General features: G+C 71.2%; 19 protein-coding genes and 1 tRNA gene. 11 read left to right on the plus strand and 9 right to left on the minus strand.

Annotated features, from left to right (window positions below; all coding sequences use genetic code 11):
* Positions 1–65: 65 nt before the first annotated feature.
* From DFH01_RS06715 to DFH01_RS06730, 4 genes are all read left to right on the plus strand, one after another.
* On the plus strand, positions 66–815 hold the full coding sequence (locus DFH01_RS06715; protein ID WP_109869554.1) for an electron transfer flavoprotein subunit beta/FixA family protein: 750 nt from the start codon (positions 66–68) through the stop codon (positions 813–815).
* 2 nt (positions 816–817) lie between these two features.
* Positions 818–1,747 carry an electron transfer flavoprotein subunit alpha/FixB family protein gene (locus DFH01_RS06720; RefSeq protein WP_109869555.1) on the plus strand — a complete coding sequence of 310 codons (930 nt, stop codon included), beginning with the start codon at positions 818–820 and terminating at the stop codon, positions 1,745–1,747.
* A gap of 148 nt (positions 1,748–1,895) precedes the next feature.
* Positions 1,896–2,774 carry a 3-hydroxybutyryl-CoA dehydrogenase gene (locus DFH01_RS06725; RefSeq protein WP_109869556.1) on the plus strand — a complete coding sequence of 293 codons (879 nt, stop codon included), beginning with the start codon at positions 1,896–1,898 and terminating at the stop codon, positions 2,772–2,774.
* A 17-nt stretch (positions 2,775–2,791) separates the two neighbouring features.
* Entirely contained in the window at positions 2,792–3,553 is a 762-nt protein-coding gene (locus tag DFH01_RS06730) for a potassium channel family protein (RefSeq protein ID WP_109869557.1), read from the plus strand.
* A gap of 12 nt (positions 3,554–3,565) precedes the next feature.
* On the opposite strand, the gene DFH01_RS06735 is transcribed toward DFH01_RS06730, so the two are convergent.
* Positions 3,566–4,081: a pyridoxamine 5'-phosphate oxidase family protein gene (locus tag DFH01_RS06735; RefSeq protein WP_109869558.1), complete on the minus strand. Its 516-nt coding sequence runs from the start codon at positions 4,079–4,081 to the stop codon at positions 3,566–3,568.
* 165 nt (positions 4,082–4,246) lie between these two features.
* Between DFH01_RS06735 and DFH01_RS06740 the strand changes: the two genes are divergently transcribed.
* On the plus strand, positions 4,247–5,017 hold the full coding sequence (locus DFH01_RS06740; RefSeq protein ID WP_233255990.1) for an enoyl-CoA hydratase/isomerase family protein: 771 nt from the start codon (positions 4,247–4,249) through the stop codon (positions 5,015–5,017).
* Between the two features lie 34 nt (positions 5,018–5,051).
* Entirely contained in the window at positions 5,052–5,585 is a 534-nt protein-coding gene (locus DFH01_RS06745) for a hypothetical protein (protein WP_109869560.1), read from the plus strand.
* Here DFH01_RS06745 and DFH01_RS06750 read toward each other — a convergent pair.
* The gene (locus DFH01_RS06750; RefSeq protein ID WP_109869561.1) at positions 5,564–6,004 is read right to left on the minus strand and encodes a PaaI family thioesterase; all 441 of its coding nucleotides are present in this window, start codon (positions 6,002–6,004) and stop codon (positions 5,564–5,566) included. The two genes, DFH01_RS06745 and DFH01_RS06750, sit on opposite strands and share 22 nt — an antisense overlap.
* Positions 6,005–6,294: 290 nt before the next feature.
* On the opposite strand from DFH01_RS06750, the gene DFH01_RS06755 reads away from it, so the two are divergent.
* Together DFH01_RS06755 and DFH01_RS06760 are read left to right on the plus strand one after the other, a co-directional pair.
* Entirely contained in the window at positions 6,295–7,392 is a 1,098-nt protein-coding gene (locus DFH01_RS06755; RefSeq protein WP_158287637.1) for a hypothetical protein, read from the plus strand.
* Positions 7,389–8,228, plus strand: coding sequence for a hypothetical protein (locus DFH01_RS06760; protein WP_109869563.1), 840 nt, complete (start codon positions 7,389–7,391; stop codon positions 8,226–8,228). Before DFH01_RS06755 ends, DFH01_RS06760 begins: the two co-directional genes overlap by 4 nt.
* Positions 8,229–8,238: 10 nt before the next feature.
* Here DFH01_RS06760 and gtdA read toward each other — a convergent pair whose 3' ends face one another.
* The gene (gene gtdA, locus DFH01_RS06765) at positions 8,239–9,306 is read right to left on the minus strand and encodes a gentisate 1,2-dioxygenase (RefSeq protein ID WP_109869564.1); all 1,068 of its coding nucleotides are present in this window, start codon (positions 9,304–9,306) and stop codon (positions 8,239–8,241) included.
* Between the two features lie 129 nt (positions 9,307–9,435).
* Here gtdA and DFH01_RS06770 point away from each other — a divergent pair.
* Positions 9,436–9,512 (plus strand) — tRNA-Arg (locus tag DFH01_RS06770).
* Positions 9,513–9,625: 113 nt separating this feature from the next.
* Here the strand turns inward: DFH01_RS06770 and DFH01_RS06775 are convergent.
* The 6 genes from DFH01_RS06775 to DFH01_RS27785 form a co-directional block, all read right to left on the minus strand.
* Positions 9,626–9,991 carry a hypothetical protein gene (locus DFH01_RS06775; protein ID WP_109869565.1) on the minus strand — a complete coding sequence of 122 codons (366 nt, stop codon included), beginning with the start codon at positions 9,989–9,991 and terminating at the stop codon, positions 9,626–9,628.
* A 197-nt stretch (positions 9,992–10,188) separates the two neighbouring features.
* Positions 10,189–10,551 carry a DUF3489 domain-containing protein gene (locus DFH01_RS06780; RefSeq protein ID WP_109869566.1) on the minus strand — a complete coding sequence of 121 codons (363 nt, stop codon included), beginning with the start codon at positions 10,549–10,551 and terminating at the stop codon, positions 10,189–10,191.
* Between the two features lie 621 nt (positions 10,552–11,172).
* Positions 11,173–11,541 (minus strand): hypothetical protein, encoded by a 369-nt coding sequence (locus DFH01_RS06785; RefSeq protein ID WP_233255991.1) that lies wholly within the window; start codon positions 11,539–11,541, stop codon positions 11,173–11,175.
* Complete coding sequence (locus tag DFH01_RS06790) at positions 11,541–11,798, minus strand: hypothetical protein (protein ID WP_109869567.1); 258 nt, start codon at positions 11,796–11,798, stop codon at positions 11,541–11,543. The genes DFH01_RS06785 and DFH01_RS06790 overlap by 1 nt, the downstream gene beginning before the upstream one ends.
* A complete protein-coding gene (locus DFH01_RS06795) occupies positions 11,798–12,052 on the minus strand; it encodes a hypothetical protein (protein WP_109869568.1) in 255 nt (84 codons plus the stop codon). The genes DFH01_RS06790 and DFH01_RS06795 overlap by 1 nt, the downstream gene beginning before the upstream one ends.
* A 100-nt stretch (positions 12,053–12,152) precedes the next feature.
* Positions 12,153–12,830: a hypothetical protein gene (locus DFH01_RS27785; RefSeq protein WP_146217004.1), complete on the minus strand. Its 678-nt coding sequence runs from the start codon at positions 12,828–12,830 to the stop codon at positions 12,153–12,155.
* A 514-nt stretch (positions 12,831–13,344) separates the two neighbouring features.
* On the opposite strand from DFH01_RS27785, the gene DFH01_RS06805 reads away from it, so the two are divergent.
* Entirely contained in the window at positions 13,345–13,746 is a 402-nt protein-coding gene (locus DFH01_RS06805; protein WP_109869570.1) for a type II toxin-antitoxin system PrlF family antitoxin, read from the plus strand.
* Position 13,747: 1 nt separating this feature from the next.
* Positions 13,748–14,353 carry a type II toxin-antitoxin system YhaV family toxin gene (locus DFH01_RS06810; RefSeq protein WP_233255992.1) on the plus strand — a complete coding sequence of 202 codons (606 nt, stop codon included), beginning with the start codon at positions 13,748–13,750 and terminating at the stop codon, positions 14,351–14,353.
* Positions 14,354–14,367: the final 14 nt, after the last annotated feature.

Raw genomic sequence — 14,367 nt, forward strand, 5'->3', positions numbered from 1 at the left:
GCGGCCGGCGGCAGGCCCGGTGCGCCGGCATATCCTGCGCGCATGACCAAGGGATCCGTTGACCGATGAAGATCCTCGTCCCCGTGAAGCGGGTGGTGGACTACAACGTGAAGGTGCGGGTGAAATCCGACGGCACCGGCGTCGAGACGGCGAACGTCAAGATGTCCATGAACCCCTTCGACGAGATCGCGGTCGAGGAAGCCGTGCGCCTGAAGGAGAAGGGCGCGGCGACCGAGATCGTCGCCGTCTCCGTCGGGCCCGCCGCCGCGGCCGAGCAGATCCGCACCGCGCTGGCGATGGGCGCCGACCGCGGCATCCTGGTCGAGCATGATGGCACGGTCGAACCCCTCGCCGTGGCCAAGATCCTGAAGGCGCTGGTGGCGAAGGAATCGCCGCAGATCGTGCTGATGGGCAAGCAGGCCATCGACGACGACATGAACGCCACCGGCCAGATGCTGGCCGCGCTGATGGGCTGGGGCCAGGGCACCTTCGCCAGCAAGGTCGAACTCGCCGATGGCGGCGTGAAGGTCACGCGCGAGGTGGATGGCGGGCTGGAGACGGTGGCGCTGAACCTGCCCGCGATCGTGACCGTGGATCTTCGCCTGAACGAGCCGCGCTATGCCTCGCTGCCGAACATCATGAAGGCGCGCAAGAAGCCGATCGAGACGGTGAAGCCGGGCGATCTCGGCGTGGATGCGACGCCGCGCCTGACCGTGCTGAAGGTGGAGGAGCCGCCGAAGCGCCAGGCCGGCGTGAAGGTGGGGTCCGTGCAGGAGCTGGTGCAGAAGCTCCGCAACGAGGCGAAGGTGATCTGACGATGGCGGTTCTCGTTCTCGCCGACCGCAGCGGGTCGGCCGTCTCACAGCCGACGCGCAGCGCCGTCGCGGCCGCGCAGAAGATCGGCGGCGATGTGCACCTGCTGGTGCTCGGCGCCGAAGGTGCGGAGGCCGCTTCGAAGCTGCCCGGCGTGGCCAAGGTGCTCGTCGCCAAGGGCGAGGGCGTGGAGGCCGCGCTGGCCGAGCCGGTGTCCGCGCTGATCGTCGCGATGGCGCCGGGCTATTCGCATCTGCTCGCGCCGGGCTCGGCGATGGGCAAGAACATCATGCCCCGCGTCGCGGCGCTGCTGGACATGCAGGTGATCAGCGACGTGGCGGGCGTGGAGGGTGCGGACACCTTCCGCCGCTTCATCTATGCCGGCAATGCGCTGGCAACGGTGAAGACCTCCGACGCGACCAAGGTGCTGACGGTGCGCGCGGCGAGCTTCGATCCGGTGCCGGCCGAGGGCGGCTCCGCCGCGATCGAGGACGCGCCGTCGGCGGCCGATCCGGGCGTCTCCCGTTTCGTGGGCGCGGAGATCGCCAAGCTGGAGCGGCCGGAGCTGACGGCCGCGCGCGTGGTCGTCTCGGGCGGGCGCGCGATGGGCTCGTCCGACAACTTCAAGATCCTCGAAGGGGTCGCGGACCGCCTGGGTGCGGCGATCGGCGCGTCCCGCGCGGCGGTGGATGCCGGCTATGCGCCGAACGACATGCAGGTCGGCCAGACCGGCAAGATCGTGGCGCCCGAGCTCTACATCGCCTTCGGCATCTCCGGCGCGATCCAGCACCTGGCGGGGATGAAGGACAGCAAGGTGATCGTCGCCGTGAACAAGGACGAGGAGGCGCCGATCTTCCAGGTGGCCGACTACGGCCTGGTCGGCGACGTCTTCAAGGTGATCCCGGAGCTCGAGACCGAGCTGGACAAGAAGTAGCGCGCGGATTTCGCCCCGACCCTCCCCGGTGATCGGGGCAGGGGGATCCGGCGCAGACATTCCCTCTCCCGCCTGCGGGGGAGGGTGCCCGAGCGAAGCGAGGGCGGGTGGGGGCCGCGCGCCCTTGTCCGCCGAGAGGAAGGCACTCATGCCCGGCATCGAAAAACTCGGCGTCATCGGCGCGGGCCAGATGGGCAACGGCATCGCCCATGTCGCCGCGCAATCCGGCCTTTCGGTCGTCATGCTCGACGTGGCGGAGGAGGCGCTGGCGAAGGCGCGCGGCACCATCACGAAGAACATGGACCGCCAGGTTCAGAAGGGCACGCTCTCCGCCGCCGACAAGGACGCGGCGCTGGCGCGCATCGCTTCCACCACCGACTACGCCGCCTTCGCGGAATGCGACCTGGTGATCGAGGCCGCGACCGAGCGCGAGGACATCAAGCGCAAGATCTTCGCCACCCTCGCGCCGCATCTGAAGGCGGATGCGCTGATCGCCACCAACACCTCCTCCATCCCCATCACGCGGCTCGCCGCGGCGACCGACCGGCCGGGCCGCTTCGTGGGCATGCATTTCTTCAACCCCGTGCCGATGATGAAGCTGGTCGAGGTGATCCGCGGCCTCGCGACCGAGGACGCGACGGTGCGGACGGTGGCCGCCCTGGCGGAGCGGATGGGCAAGACGGTGGCCTATGCCGCCGACTACCCGGCCTTCATCGTCAACCGCATCCTCGTGCCGATGATCAACGAGGCGGTCTTCGCGCTGCAGGAAGGCGTGGGCGACGTGGTGTCGATCGACGCCGGCATGAAGCTCGGCTGCAACCACCCGATGGGCCCGCTCGAGCTCGGCGACTTCGTCGGGCTGGATGTGTGCCTGGCGGTCATGGAGGTGATGCAGGCGGGGCTCGGCGATTCCAAGTACCGCCCGGCGCCGCTGCTGCGCACCTATGTCGAGGCCGGCTGGCTCGGCCGGAAGTCCGGCAAGGGCTTCTACGACTACGCGACGACGCCGCCGAAGCCCTCGCGGTAGCCTGGCGCGCTGAACCGGTGGAGGAGCGCGGCCTCGGCGGCTTCTTCGGCGCCGGCGGCCGCCCCGGCGCGCGTGCCGCCTATGCGCTGCTCGCGCTCGACCTGGCGGCGCTGGCCTGGGTCATCGCCGAATCCTTCCTGCCGAAGAACGCGGTCGTGTTCGCGATCGACATCGCCTTCGGCCTTGTGCTGGCGGCGGAGCTGATCATCCGCCTGCGCGACTCCCCGGCCGCGAGGAGGGAGTTGCTGCACCCGGCGGGCATCGCCGATCTGATCGCCGTGGTGTCCTTCCTGCTGGCGCCCTTCTTCGCAGGCTGGGGCTTCCTGCGCAGCCTGCGCACGCTGCGGCTGCTGCGCTCGGCGCGGCTTGTGGCGCATCTGCGCCACGACCTGCCGGTGTTCCGCCGCAACCAGGACGCCTTCGTCGCCGCGGCGGACCTGCTGGTCTTCATCGTGGTGATGACGGGCATCGTGCATGCCACGCAGCACTGGCGGAACCCGGACATCAGCAACTGGGCGGATGCGCTCTATTTCACCGTCACAGCGCTGACCACCACGGGCTTCGGCGACATCACCCTGCCCGGCACCACAGGGCGGCTGATCTCCGTGGTGATCATGCTGGCGGGCGTGACGCTGTTCCTGCGCCTCGCCCAGGCGCTGTTCCGTCCGAACAAGGTGCGGTTCCGCTGCCAGGCCTGCGGCCTCGGCCGGCACGAGCCGGACGCGGTGCACTGCAAGGCCTGCGGCGCGCTGCTGAACATCCCCGACGACGACGACTGACGCGCTGGTCTGCTAAGCCGGCCGCTTGAACGCCACCTTGTCGTTCTCGCCGATCTGCGGCGGCTCGCCGCTCAAGCGCGACTTCACGTAGCCATAGGCGTGCACGAAGCTGGAAGAGGGCGAATCCCAGTATTCCGCGCCCTCCACCTCCACCTTCAGCAGTGCCGCTTCCGGGTCCTCCGGGCCGCCGGGGAACCAGGTGCGCAGCGGCTCCGACCAGAGCTCCTTCTGCTTCGCCGGGTCGCGCAGCACCTGCGCCGTGCCGGAGACCGAGACATAGTTCTGCGCCGACGGATCCGCATACGCCAGCAGCACATGCGAGTCCTGCGCGATCTCCTCGGCCTTCGGACTGTGTCGGGTGGTGAAGAACCAGAGCGTGCCGGTGAAATCCTTCGCCTCCACCGCGCGCATCGGCCGGCCGCGGAGTTGGCCGCCCTGGTCGTTTGTCACCAGCATCGCGACCTTCACCTCGCGAATCAATTCCCAGACCTTGTCCCGGGCTTCCTGGTCGGTGCGCGTCTGGACCATCCTCGTCCCTCCTGCGTGTCGCACTGCGCAACGGCGGGGCGGCGGCGTGGTTCCGGCCTGGGGCGGGTTTCGCGCCGTCGGGGCGTCATCACCGACCGGCTTCGCGCCGCCGGGTTCTGGCGGCGGGCGCGCCTCTCGGGTAACACGCTCGGCATGCCGCACCCGATGATCCGTTCCGACCGCGACGGCGAGATCGCCGTCGTCACGATCGACCGCCCCGCCAAGCGCAACGCGCTGGACCTTCCCATGTGGATCGCGCTGGCGGAGGCGATGGAAGCCGCCTCGGCCGACGGGACGGTCCGCTGCGTGCTGATCCAGGGCTCGGGCGAGGAGGCCTTCAGCGCCGGGGCGGACATCGGCGCCTTCGAGCAGGAGCGCGGCACGCCGGAACGCGAGGCGGTGTACGGGCGCGAGATCTCGCGCTCCTTCCAGTCCATCCGGCGCTGCGTGCACCCGGTGGTGGCCGCCTGCCGCGGCTGGACCATGGGCGGCGGCTGCGGCATCGCGACGATGTCGGATTTCCGCGTCGGCGGCCCGGCCACGCGCATGGGCATCCCGGCGCGCAACCTCTCGATCTTCTACCATCCGGGCGAGCTCGACCCGCTGCTGCAGTCGGTCGGCTACGCCGTGACCTGCGAGCTGCTGATCGAGGGCCGCGTCTTCACCGGCGAGGAGGCCTTCCAGAAAGGCCTGCTCACCCGCCTGGTGCCGGACGAGGAGGTGAAGGCCGAGGCGATGGCGCTGGCGAAGCGCATCGCGCAAGGCGCGCCGCTGTCCAACCGCTATCACAAGGCAATGCTGCAGCGCCTGCGCGGCCCCCTGCCGCTGACCGAGGCCGAGCTCGCCGCCGTCAGCGACTTCGCCTACACCGAGGACTTCCGGGAGGCCACGCGCGCCTTCCTCGAGAAGCGCAAGCCGGTCTTCCGCGGGCGCTAACCCTTCATCCACCGGCCGGGCGCATGCTGCCGCGATGCAGCCTGAGCCGGATCGCGACATCGGCGCAGCCCTGGCCGCGGCGCCGCCCGAGAAGCTCGGCCGCATCGTCGGCCTGCTCGACTCGCTGCAGGCGCGCGGCGCGGCGGATGCGCTGCTGGCGGCGGCGCGCCCGCGGCTGAAGGACCTGCGGCCCGACCGGCCGATGCGCTTCACGCGGCTTCTGGCGGTGCCGCTGGAGCCGGCGCTGGTCGCGCCGGAGGCCTGGACCCGTGCCCCGATCGAGATCCCGCGTAGCGCGCTGACCCCGATCGGGGATGCGGTGCGCGGCGCGCTCGGCCTTGCCGCGGACGAGATCGAGGCCGCGGCGCTGGGACGGACGATGGCCGATGCGGCGCTGGTCGCGCGGCTTGGCGCAAGGCTGTGGCCGCTCGCGGCGGGGGCGGTGCTGCCCGCCATCCCGCCGGGCTGGGAAGCGGCGGGCCTGCCGGCCGCGAGTGCGGCCCCGGTGCTGGCGCTGTGCCGGGCGCTGTGGCGCGGCCCGTCGCGTCAGCCCGCGCCGGGCGGCTGACCCTCCACGCCTTCGCTGCCGGCGCGCCAGCGATGCGTGCTCGCGCCGAAGGCGACCAGCGTGCCGGCCGCGTCGAACACCTCGGTCCGGCAGAAGAAGATGTTGCGCCCGCGTGTGGCCACGCGACCTTCCGCGACCAGCCGCGCGCCGGCGGCCACCTGCCCGGTGAAGCGACAATCGAGGTCGAGCGTGACGGCGCGGCGGATGTTGCCGGGCACGCTGCACCACAGCCCCGCATAGGCCGCCGCCTGGTCGATCAGCGACAGCATCACCCCGCCATGCGTGATCCCGGAGCGGTTGGCGTGCTGCGGGCCGGTCGCGCAGGCGACCCGCGCGAAGCCGTCTCGCCACTCGATCAGTTCCAGGCCGATCAGGTCGTGGAAAGGGGCGTTGTGCGGATCGAGCGGCGCATCGGTCATGCGGGCCCCCTGCCGCCGCCTCGGCACGCCGTCAAGGCCGCGGCGTCGGCGCCCGCCCCCGACAAGGCCGCCGCTTGCCGACACGGCGCCGCACGCCGCATTGTCGCCACGCCAGCCGGTCCGATGGGGAACGACGCCGCATGACGAGGTTGCAGGTCCTGGCGCGCCGCGCGCTCGCCGCCGTCGCGCTCGCCGCCTGCCTTGCAACGCAGGCGGGGGCCCAGACCGCGCCCGCCCCTGGCCCTGCCCCTGCGCCTGCCCCTGGGCCTGTCCAGCCCGCGCCATCCCCGGTGGAGAGGGAGCTGGTGCTGCAGAACGAGACCGACCTCGTCCTGATGCAGTTCTTCCTCTCGCCCCCGGACAGCAGCGCGCGCAGCCCCGACCTGCTCGGCGCCGAGGTGGTGCGGCCGGCCAGCACGCATCGCATCCGCCTCGGCCGCGTGCCGGCCTGCGTGTTCGACGCGGTCGCCCTCTTCGCCGATGGCAGCAAGGAGGTGCGGCGCGGCCTGGATGTCTGCGCCACGCCGCGCCTGGTGTTCGGGGATCCCGCCCTGCCGACCCTGGACGTCGCGGTGGCGAACCGCAGCCCGCTGCGGCTGCGTGAGCTCTATGCCTCGTCGCGCGACCCGGCCGATTGGGGGCGCGACCGGCTCGGCCGCGCCGTCATCCCGCCCGGCGGGCGCTTCACCCTGCGGATGCGCACGCGCGACTGCGTCTTCGACCTGCGCGCCGTCTACGAGGACAACCAGGAGGAGCTGCGCGAGCGCGTGGACCTCTGCGCCGCGCGGGAGATCGCCTTCGACCGCAGCGCCATCGCGCGCCCGCCGACGCGGCGCATCGTGCTGGCCAACCGCCACCTGGCGACGGTGCGGCAGGTCTTCCTCTCGGCCAGCACCGAGGCCGATTGGGGGCCGGATCGCCTGGGCAGCGCCATGCTGGCGGTGGACGAGGACACGACGGTGGAGACGACCGGCGGCTGCCAGGCGGATCTGCGCATCGTCTTCGCCGACGGCGCCGCCGAGGAACGCCGCGCCATCGACATATGCGAGACCACGCGCGTGGTGCTGCGGCCCGGATGGGTCGTCGCCGCGCGGCTGGATGGCGAGGAGCCCCTGGCCCCCGAGCCCGAGCCGTCCGGGCCCGATCCGCTGCGGCTGCGCAATGCCGGGCCGCTTCCGATCGTCGAGATCTACACCGGGCCACCCGGCGGGCCGCGTGGCGAGGACCGCCTCGGCGAGGACACCCTGCCGATCGGCGCGACGATCGAGATCGAGGCCACCGATCCGGCGGCCTGCGCCGTCGATCTCGTCGCCGTCTTCCGCGACGGGCGTGCGGTGACGCAGCCAGGCGTGGACCTCTGCGTCGGCGAGGAGATCGAGATCCAATGAGCATGCTGCCTCGCCCGCTGGCCTTCCTGCTCGCGGCCCTGCTGCTCGGCGGCCCCGCCGTGGCGCAGGAGGTGCCGCAGGCGCTGCGCGGCGCCTGGTTCGCCGGCGACTGCGCCGACCCGGATGCGATGCTGGTGCTGACCGGCCGCAGCGCCGCGCGCCTGGAGGTGGAGACGGCGGGGCGGCTGTTCCGCTTCGACGCGACGCGGCCGGCGGCGGGCTTCACCCTCGGCGTGGGTGTCGGCGCCGAGGCGCCACGGCTGATGTTCCGCGCGGCCCGCGACGGGCTGGAGACCGTCGAGCCGGAGGCGAAGACCCGCGACGACAGGCTGCCTGGCGACGCGCCGGTGGTGACCTGGCGCCGCTGCCCCACGCCGCCCGCCGCGATCGCGCTGCTGCATGGCGAGGGCATCGCCTTCATGGCCGCGCTGGAACAGCTCGAAGCCGCCTGTGGCACCGCGCCGGGCGCCTGTGCGGAGGCGATTCTGCGCCAGGGCGATGTCAGCGGCGATGCCCGGCTGGCGCCAGCCGAGATCGCGCGGTTGCTGCGCGGCGCCGCCTGGCTGCTGGCGGTGCAGGACGGCGCGACCCTCGACTCCGTGGTGAGCGCCATCGGCGCCGGGGCGCTCGGCGGCATCGTCAGTGCGCGGCTGCTGGTGGAGAGCCTGGATTATGACGGCGACGGCCGGCTCTCGGCCGCCGAGCTGCTGCAGGATCGCGGCACGGCCTTCGCGCGTGCGCCCGGCACGCCGATGGGCCGCCCGCTCGAGCTCGAGGGGCTGGCCGAAGGCGTGGGCCTGCTGCGCGGCCTGCTGGAGGGTCTGCTGGACCGGTAGGGGCAGGCCGTCAGAGCCGCGCTTCGCGCCAGAGGCCGAGCTTCTGCTGCGCCGCAGCGTCCGAATAGCCGAACAGCACCAGCTCGCTCTCTGCCTCGAGCCGCAGCGTCGCCCAGGCGGGCACGACCAGAAGGTCGCGCGGCACGAGGGCGAAATCCTGCTCGCCGACCGTCGCGCGGCCCTCGCCTTCCACCACGACGAAGACGGTGGCGTCGGTGGCACGGCGCGGGCGCGTGACAAAACCCTTCGGCAGCAGCCGAACATGCGCCGCGATGGTCGGCATCACCGGCCCGCCATCCGCCGGGTTCACGAATTCGAGCGCATGGCCGAGATGCGGGTCCGGATCGCCCGCGCGTGCCATCGCCGCCAGGCTCTCGCGCCACTCGGCATAGGGGTAGTGGAACAGCGGCAGCGACGCGGGCCGCCGGGCCGCCGTGGAGCCGGCGAAGGGCCGCAGATTGCGCCCGTAGCGCGCCGCCGTGTCGCCTGGCGGCGCCGTCTCCGTATGCGCCATGGCGCCATCCGGCAGGCGCTCGGCGAAGGAGGCGGCGAAGTGGCGGACGGTCGGGATGTCGAGCCCGTCCAGCCAGATCATCGGCCGGCCGCTTGTGTTGCCGTGGTCGTGCCACTGCCAGTTCGGCGTCAGCACCAGGTCGAAGGGGCGCATCACCGCCTTCTCGCCATCGAGCGCGGTGAAGGCACCGTCGCCCTCCATCACGAAGCGGAGCGCGCACTGCGTGTGCCGGTGGCAGGGCGCCACCTCGCCCGGCAGGATCAGCTGCAGTCCGGCATAGAGGCTGGTGGTGACGGCCGAGCTGCCGGGCATGCCGGGGTTTTCCAGGATCAGCACGCGCCGCTCCGCCTGCTCGGCGGTGATCAGGTCGCCGGCGCGCAGCAGATGCGCGCGGGCGGCGTCGTAGCGCCAGAGATGCGCCTGGGCCGGCGAGGTCGGCGTGGGCGTGACCAGCGCGTGCAGGACCTCCCAGAGCGGGTAGAGATGCTGCGGCGCCATCTCCGCATAGAGGGACTGGAGGAGGCTGCGGGCTTCGTTGGAGCCTGGGACTGGGCCATCGGTCATCGGCGTGAATCCTCCGGCGCGGCGGTGCTTCGCGCCCTGCTGTTCGGCGGGAAGCTAGCCGATGCGAGGGGCGGCCGGGAATGCCAAGGGCTTCCTTCCCGGCCCGGCTTTCGGTAAGGAGATCGGGACGGACCCGTAGCTCAGCTGGATAGAGCGTTGCCCTCCGAAGGCAAAGGTCGCACGTTCGAATCGTGTCGGGTCCGCCAAGTTTTCAAAGGGTTAGCCTGAGGCTGGCCCGGGAACGAAAAGGGCCGGGGTCACACCGGGGATGCAGCGGAGCGCTGAGGCGCCACCGCTGTCGGCCAATTGGCCAAGTCACTTACAACGACGCCCAGAATCGCTCTGCCTCTTCTGGTTCGCCGAAGCAGAGGCAGTCGAGCCAAACGCCAAAAGCGATGACCCCTAAGGCGGACTTTCGTTCACCCCTCCGTTCATAGACTTCTGACCTCTCGACCAATTTGGCCAGAAAGACGTTCCGTTGCTCCGGAGGGAGGTCCAGGAATCTGGACGGTGTCCCAAACTCCTGCAGGAAATGCTGGTGCTCATCCAGAACCTGCATACGGCAGATCTGACGGCCGTAGCCGTCGAGGCGATGGATTTTTCGGACGATACTCTCCCGGTAGAGCCTGCGGTTGCGGTGCATCTCCTCTTGCGGCGGCAGCTTCGGCTTGAACCACCCGAACATGTAGCGCCCCTGTCAGACCGTCTCGGCAATTAAACACAAACGAGCACGGTGCGGGGAGACGCGTTTGCCTTCGGGAAGGTGCACGTCGCGGGTCTTCATCACCAAACCACGGCAACTACGCGCCAGCAGCCTGGGAGGGGGAGCAGCCTCCCCTTCCCTATGCGGTAGGTGGCGCCCCGCCGCCCGAGCCTTCGACCCTAAGCGTCCCCCGCCTCCGCGACACGGTAGATGGTGTAGGAGCCGCGGCCGCCGGCGCGGTTCGGCCCGACCGACCGCACCTTCTCCACCGCCTCGACCCGGATGCCCTTCTTCTTCAGCCCGACGAAAAAGCCGCGCACCGTGTCCTTCGTCCAGCCGGTGGCCTCGCAGACCTGGGCGACGGTCGTGCCCCCCGGCTGCTTCAGCAGGGCGACGACCGTCAGGAGCTTCGTCCCCTGCCGCGGCGGGCGCGGCCGCGCCGGGCGGCGCGTGGGCTTCCCGGCGAGGGCGGTGCGCAGGGCGTCCATCGCGTCGGTGAGGTCGTATCGCTGGTTCGCCTCGTCGTCCCAGGCGTCGAGCACCCGCCGCGCCGCGGTCGGCGAGGTCCCATCCCTCGGGCCAGGACTCGGGCACCGCGACGATACCCACGCTGCTGGCGCCGGCCTTCTCCGCGGCGCGCTTCACGGAGGCGGCAGCCTTGCGGCCGGGCGCGTCGTTGTCGGGCCACACGTTCACGTGGCGGCCACGCAGCGGGCTCCAATCCGCTTTGCCGGTCGCATTGCAGCCGCCCTGCCAGGTCGTGGCCACGAAGTCGGGGAACAGCGCCGCTGCGGCATCGGCCGCCTTCTCGCCTTCGACGACGAGGATGGGGGCTTCGAGGCGCGCGGTGAGGCCCGGCAGGTTGTAGATCGGACGCGGCGCAGGCGGCGCCTTGAACCCCCACCCGTCCGCGCCGCAGGTGAAGGGCAGCACCTGCTTCCTGCCGTCCGCCGGATCGAAGCGCAGCACGGCGTAGAGGAGCGCGCCCTCGGCGTTCGTGTAGCGCCAAGCCCGCGATGGCGTGCCGTGTCGGCGATGCTGGATCACCTCCGGCAGCGGCAGCGCGGCCGGCAGCATCGGCGTCACGGCCGGCGCATCGGCGATCGGCGCCGATTCACGAGGCTCGGATGCAGGCGGCAGCGGCGCGAAAGGGTCGTCGGTCATCAGCGACCGCCACCCATCGGCTCAAGGCCGAGCATCCGGGCGAGGCGCCGGGCGCCCTCCACCTGCCGCGTGCCCGCAACGGCGGCGGCGAGGCTGATCGGATCGCCGCCCTTCTCGCCGGTGGCGAAGTCAGCCCAGCGACCAGCGCGCTCGCCGCGCATCCGAACCCGCAGGCTGTCGCCGGGCTCGCCACGCAGGCTGCCGGCGTGCCACTCGGGACCGATGATCCGGCCGCCGGGCAGCAAGCGGGCCAGCACCTCCGGCAGCCGGTGCAGCGCCGCGCGGTTGATCACCTCGAAGTCCAGAGGCGGGCGGCGCAGGATCGGGTGGCGCTCAGCGCGCGGCAGCGCCAGTAGAGGGGCACGCATCACGCGAGTTCCTCGAAGCGATCCCGTCGCAGCGGTGCCTTCGCCCCACTCCACTCGGCTTCCGAGATGACGTGCCGCAGATCGTGCGCCTTCACCTTCCATTCCGCGCCGAGCATGACCCGCAGCAGCCGCGCGATATCGTGCCGATTGCTATCTTCCTGGCAGTGTGCGGGCATCGAGCCGATCAAGGCGTAGGTCGTGGCAAGGGCCTGCGCGATGATGTGGCCGTCGCGCCCGGTCAGATCGGCGGTCGCCATCACGCGGCGCTCCGCTGCGCGTCGGCCTCGGAGGTGCTGCGGCGCGGGGCGGTGGTCAGGCTTTGCGCCCACTCCAGCGCATCACCCCAGCGGTAAAGGGCCCGGCCGGAGAACAGCGAGTAGGGCGGGCCGCCACCGCGCGTGGCCTTGGTGGCGAGCGTCCGCGGCGAGATGGGATAGCCGGCTTCGGTGAGCGCTTCGGCGACACGCTGCCGCGTCAGCCGAGCGTCGTTGGTTTCAGGGATCTGTGCCATCGGGGCCTCCATCGTTTGCGCGCAACGGCGCGCGGTTGATGGCCCTGGATGGCGGGGAAAAATCGCGCCGCCGAGAAACGCCGAATTCGCGCCGCCGTGTTCAGCGCGGCGCTTTGCGCGGCCCCGGTTTCAGCCAGTGCGCTGGGGCGAGTTCGCGCCGTATCGCGCGGAGGGCCGAGCGCGGAATCGCCCTGCCGAAATGCTTGGACGCTGCGCGTCGGTCTTCTGCTTCACTCGGCGGCAGCTGCGTCGCGGGCCAGCCCGCGCATCGAAGCCGGTACCAGCTCCGCAGCACCGCGAGAGAATAGACGGGCGCCGGCTCGCCGTCGGTGCGCGTCAAGGGGGCCGCAGGCGGTACGAGCACAGCCGCCGGAGACGCCAGCCCGGCGAGGGCAACGCGCACGTCGTAGAGTGCGATCTGGCCGTTACCGTCGCTCGCGCTGCTGTCGCCGAAAACCGGGGCCAGATAGCGCCAGGCCGCGGTCGGAACATCAATGCGTGGTCCGACGGGCCGTTCCCTCGCTGTGGCGATGAGTTCGCCGTCGCGAAGTTGCCGATGAAGTTCATCATGCAGGAGACGACGGTGATAGTCGGCATCGCGATACGCGGCGACCTTCAGCATCGCGCGGTGCGGATCCAGAGGGCCGGGCTCGGAGTCCTGGGCTTCCAGTCGAGCGGCTTCGCTCTCCGCGGCGGTGAGAAACAGAAGGATAGCTGGATCGCCATGCGCCCTGGCCGCCTCGGCGAGCGTCAGACCTGCCGCGTCCTGGTGCTTCATTCCGTACCCCCACCCCGCAACTCAGGCGGCCCGGATGCCGGCGCGGGCCGGTCCGAGTCGCCGTTGGGGAAGGATGTAGGAGCTTGTTCCTGCTTTGTGCTATGCCCTGGATTGTAACGGCGCGATTGGGGTCGCGGCGGTTTGCAGGTCAGGCAGAATAGCTGTCGGCTTCGCGGACCGGGGCAGCGCTGGGAGACGCTGCGCCTGGCTCAGATTGCGGCCCAGGCCCCGCCACCTGGGTCGATGCGGGATGGATGACGGCGCCCGGCACTGTCTCACCGCGCGCCATCGCGGCGGCCTCGTGGGCTGCCTGGAACAAGCGGTCCGCCAATCGGTTTGCCACCCCGGCCTCCTTCATCGGTGATTGCGCGATAGACGCCTCAGCAGTTACGGCCTCCCCCGCGCGGCGGGAAGCGACCGGCCGTCGGCCCTTGGATTCTGGTCGACAGGAACCCAATTTGCGGCTAGGCGTAAGCACACTCGTGCTCACACTCGGCTTTTGGAGATCACCAGGGTGGCCACCCCACGCAGCAATGCCCCGGCGCGCAGCCCCCGCACAAGCAGCCGCAAGGCCGGCGTCAGCTTCACCGGCTCGATGGGCCGGGCGGGGAACAGCCGCGCCTTCCGGATCGAGGCCGCCTTCTTCAAGGCAGCGCCCGAGTTCGCCGCCGCTGAGAAGAAGGTCCGCGTCGACCTGATCGGGCCGGGCAAGGCGCTGGTGAGCGTGGATGTCGAACCGGAAGCTGGCGAGGATCCGGTGATCGGCGCCTGGCTGAGCTTCCTGGCGCGCGACATGCGCGACAACCCCCAGCGCATGACCTCGCTCAGCGAGACCGAGGCGACGGCGCTGGAGGCACTGGTGAGGGGCGTGAAGGTCCGCGACGACGAGACCATCCCGGACGACGTGACCTTCTGAGGTGTCGCAGGCGCCGCGGGACAAGAAGGCATCGCCGTCGCTCGTTCTGAAGCGGAACGGCTGGCACATCATCCTCCATCCGCTGTTCCGCGACCGCCTGATCGGCCTTCAACGCGACGTGGAGGCGTTGCGTCAGGCCGATCCAGACGGTTGGGAGAGCAGGCCTCAGGCGAAGCTGCTGAAGCGCGTTGTGGACCTCGTGCTGACCGAGATCCCGCGCGATCCGGCTGCGGCGGAGTTCGAGCAGGGCGCGACGCTCGGGCGAGATGCGCAGGGCTGGCGGCGAGCCAAGTTCCTCGGCCGCTTCAGGCTGTTCTTCCGGTTCCACTCGGCGTCGAAGGTGATCGCGATCGCCTGGGTGAACGACGAGAACACGCTGCGGAAGGCGGGCGCCTCGAGCGATCCCTACGCGGTCTTCCGCGGGATGCTCGTGAGGGGCAACCCGCCATCCGGCTGGGAGGCGCTGGTCGAGGCCTGCCGGATGGCGCCCGACGATCCGGCGCGAACCGTGGCCCAGGCCGCGCTGGGGAGGATGGAGGTGGCGCCGGACCTCGCCCTTGCGGAGCCCGCTGTCCCGGCAGCATCGAAGCGGAAGAAGCGGCGCTGAAACACGCGGTGGTC

The sequence above is a fragment of the Falsiroseomonas bella genome (genome assembly GCF_003173615.1).
GTDB lineage: Bacteria > Pseudomonadota > Alphaproteobacteria > Acetobacterales > Acetobacteraceae > Falsiroseomonas > Falsiroseomonas bella.

Bases quoted from the DNA above. Each gene is read 5' to 3' on its own strand.
- DFH01_RS06720 (WP_109869555.1), top strand. From the start codon at position 818: ATGGCGGTTCTCGTTCTCGCCGACCGCAGCGGGTCGGCCGTCTCACAG.
- DFH01_RS27785 (WP_146217004.1), bottom strand. From the start codon at position 12,830: ATGAAGCACCAGGACGCGGCAGGTCTGACGCTCGCCGAGGCGGCCAGG.
- DFH01_RS06745 (WP_109869560.1), top strand. From the start codon at position 5,052: ATGCAGCCTGAGCCGGATCGCGACATCGGCGCAGCCCTGGCCGCGGCG.
- DFH01_RS06790 (WP_109869567.1), bottom strand. From the start codon at position 11,798: ATGGCGACCGCCGATCTGACCGGGCGCGACGGCCACATCATCGCGCAG.
- DFH01_RS06735 (WP_109869558.1), bottom strand. From the start codon at position 4,081: ATGGTCCAGACGCGCACCGACCAGGAAGCCCGGGACAAGGTCTGGGAA.
- gtdA (WP_109869564.1), bottom strand. From the start codon at position 9,306: ATGACCGATGGCCCAGTCCCAGGCTCCAACGAAGCCCGCAGCCTCCTC.
- DFH01_RS06750 (WP_109869561.1), bottom strand. From the start codon at position 6,004: ATGACCGATGCGCCGCTCGATCCGCACAACGCCCCTTTCCACGACCTG.
- DFH01_RS06785 (WP_233255991.1), bottom strand. From the start codon at position 11,541: ATGCGTGCCCCTCTACTGGCGCTGCCGCGCGCTGAGCGCCACCCGATC.
- DFH01_RS06760 (WP_109869563.1), top strand. From the start codon at position 7,389: ATGAGCATGCTGCCTCGCCCGCTGGCCTTCCTGCTCGCGGCCCTGCTG.
- DFH01_RS06725 (WP_109869556.1), top strand. From the start codon at position 1,896: ATGCCCGGCATCGAAAAACTCGGCGTCATCGGCGCGGGCCAGATGGGC.
- DFH01_RS06775 (WP_109869565.1), bottom strand. From the start codon at position 9,991: ATGTTCGGGTGGTTCAAGCCGAAGCTGCCGCCGCAAGAGGAGATGCAC.
- DFH01_RS06795 (WP_109869568.1), bottom strand. From the start codon at position 12,052: ATGGCACAGATCCCTGAAACCAACGACGCTCGGCTGACGCGGCAGCGT.
- DFH01_RS06740 (WP_233255990.1), top strand. From the start codon at position 4,247: ATGATCCGTTCCGACCGCGACGGCGAGATCGCCGTCGTCACGATCGAC.
- DFH01_RS06715 (WP_109869554.1), top strand. From the start codon at position 66: ATGAAGATCCTCGTCCCCGTGAAGCGGGTGGTGGACTACAACGTGAAG.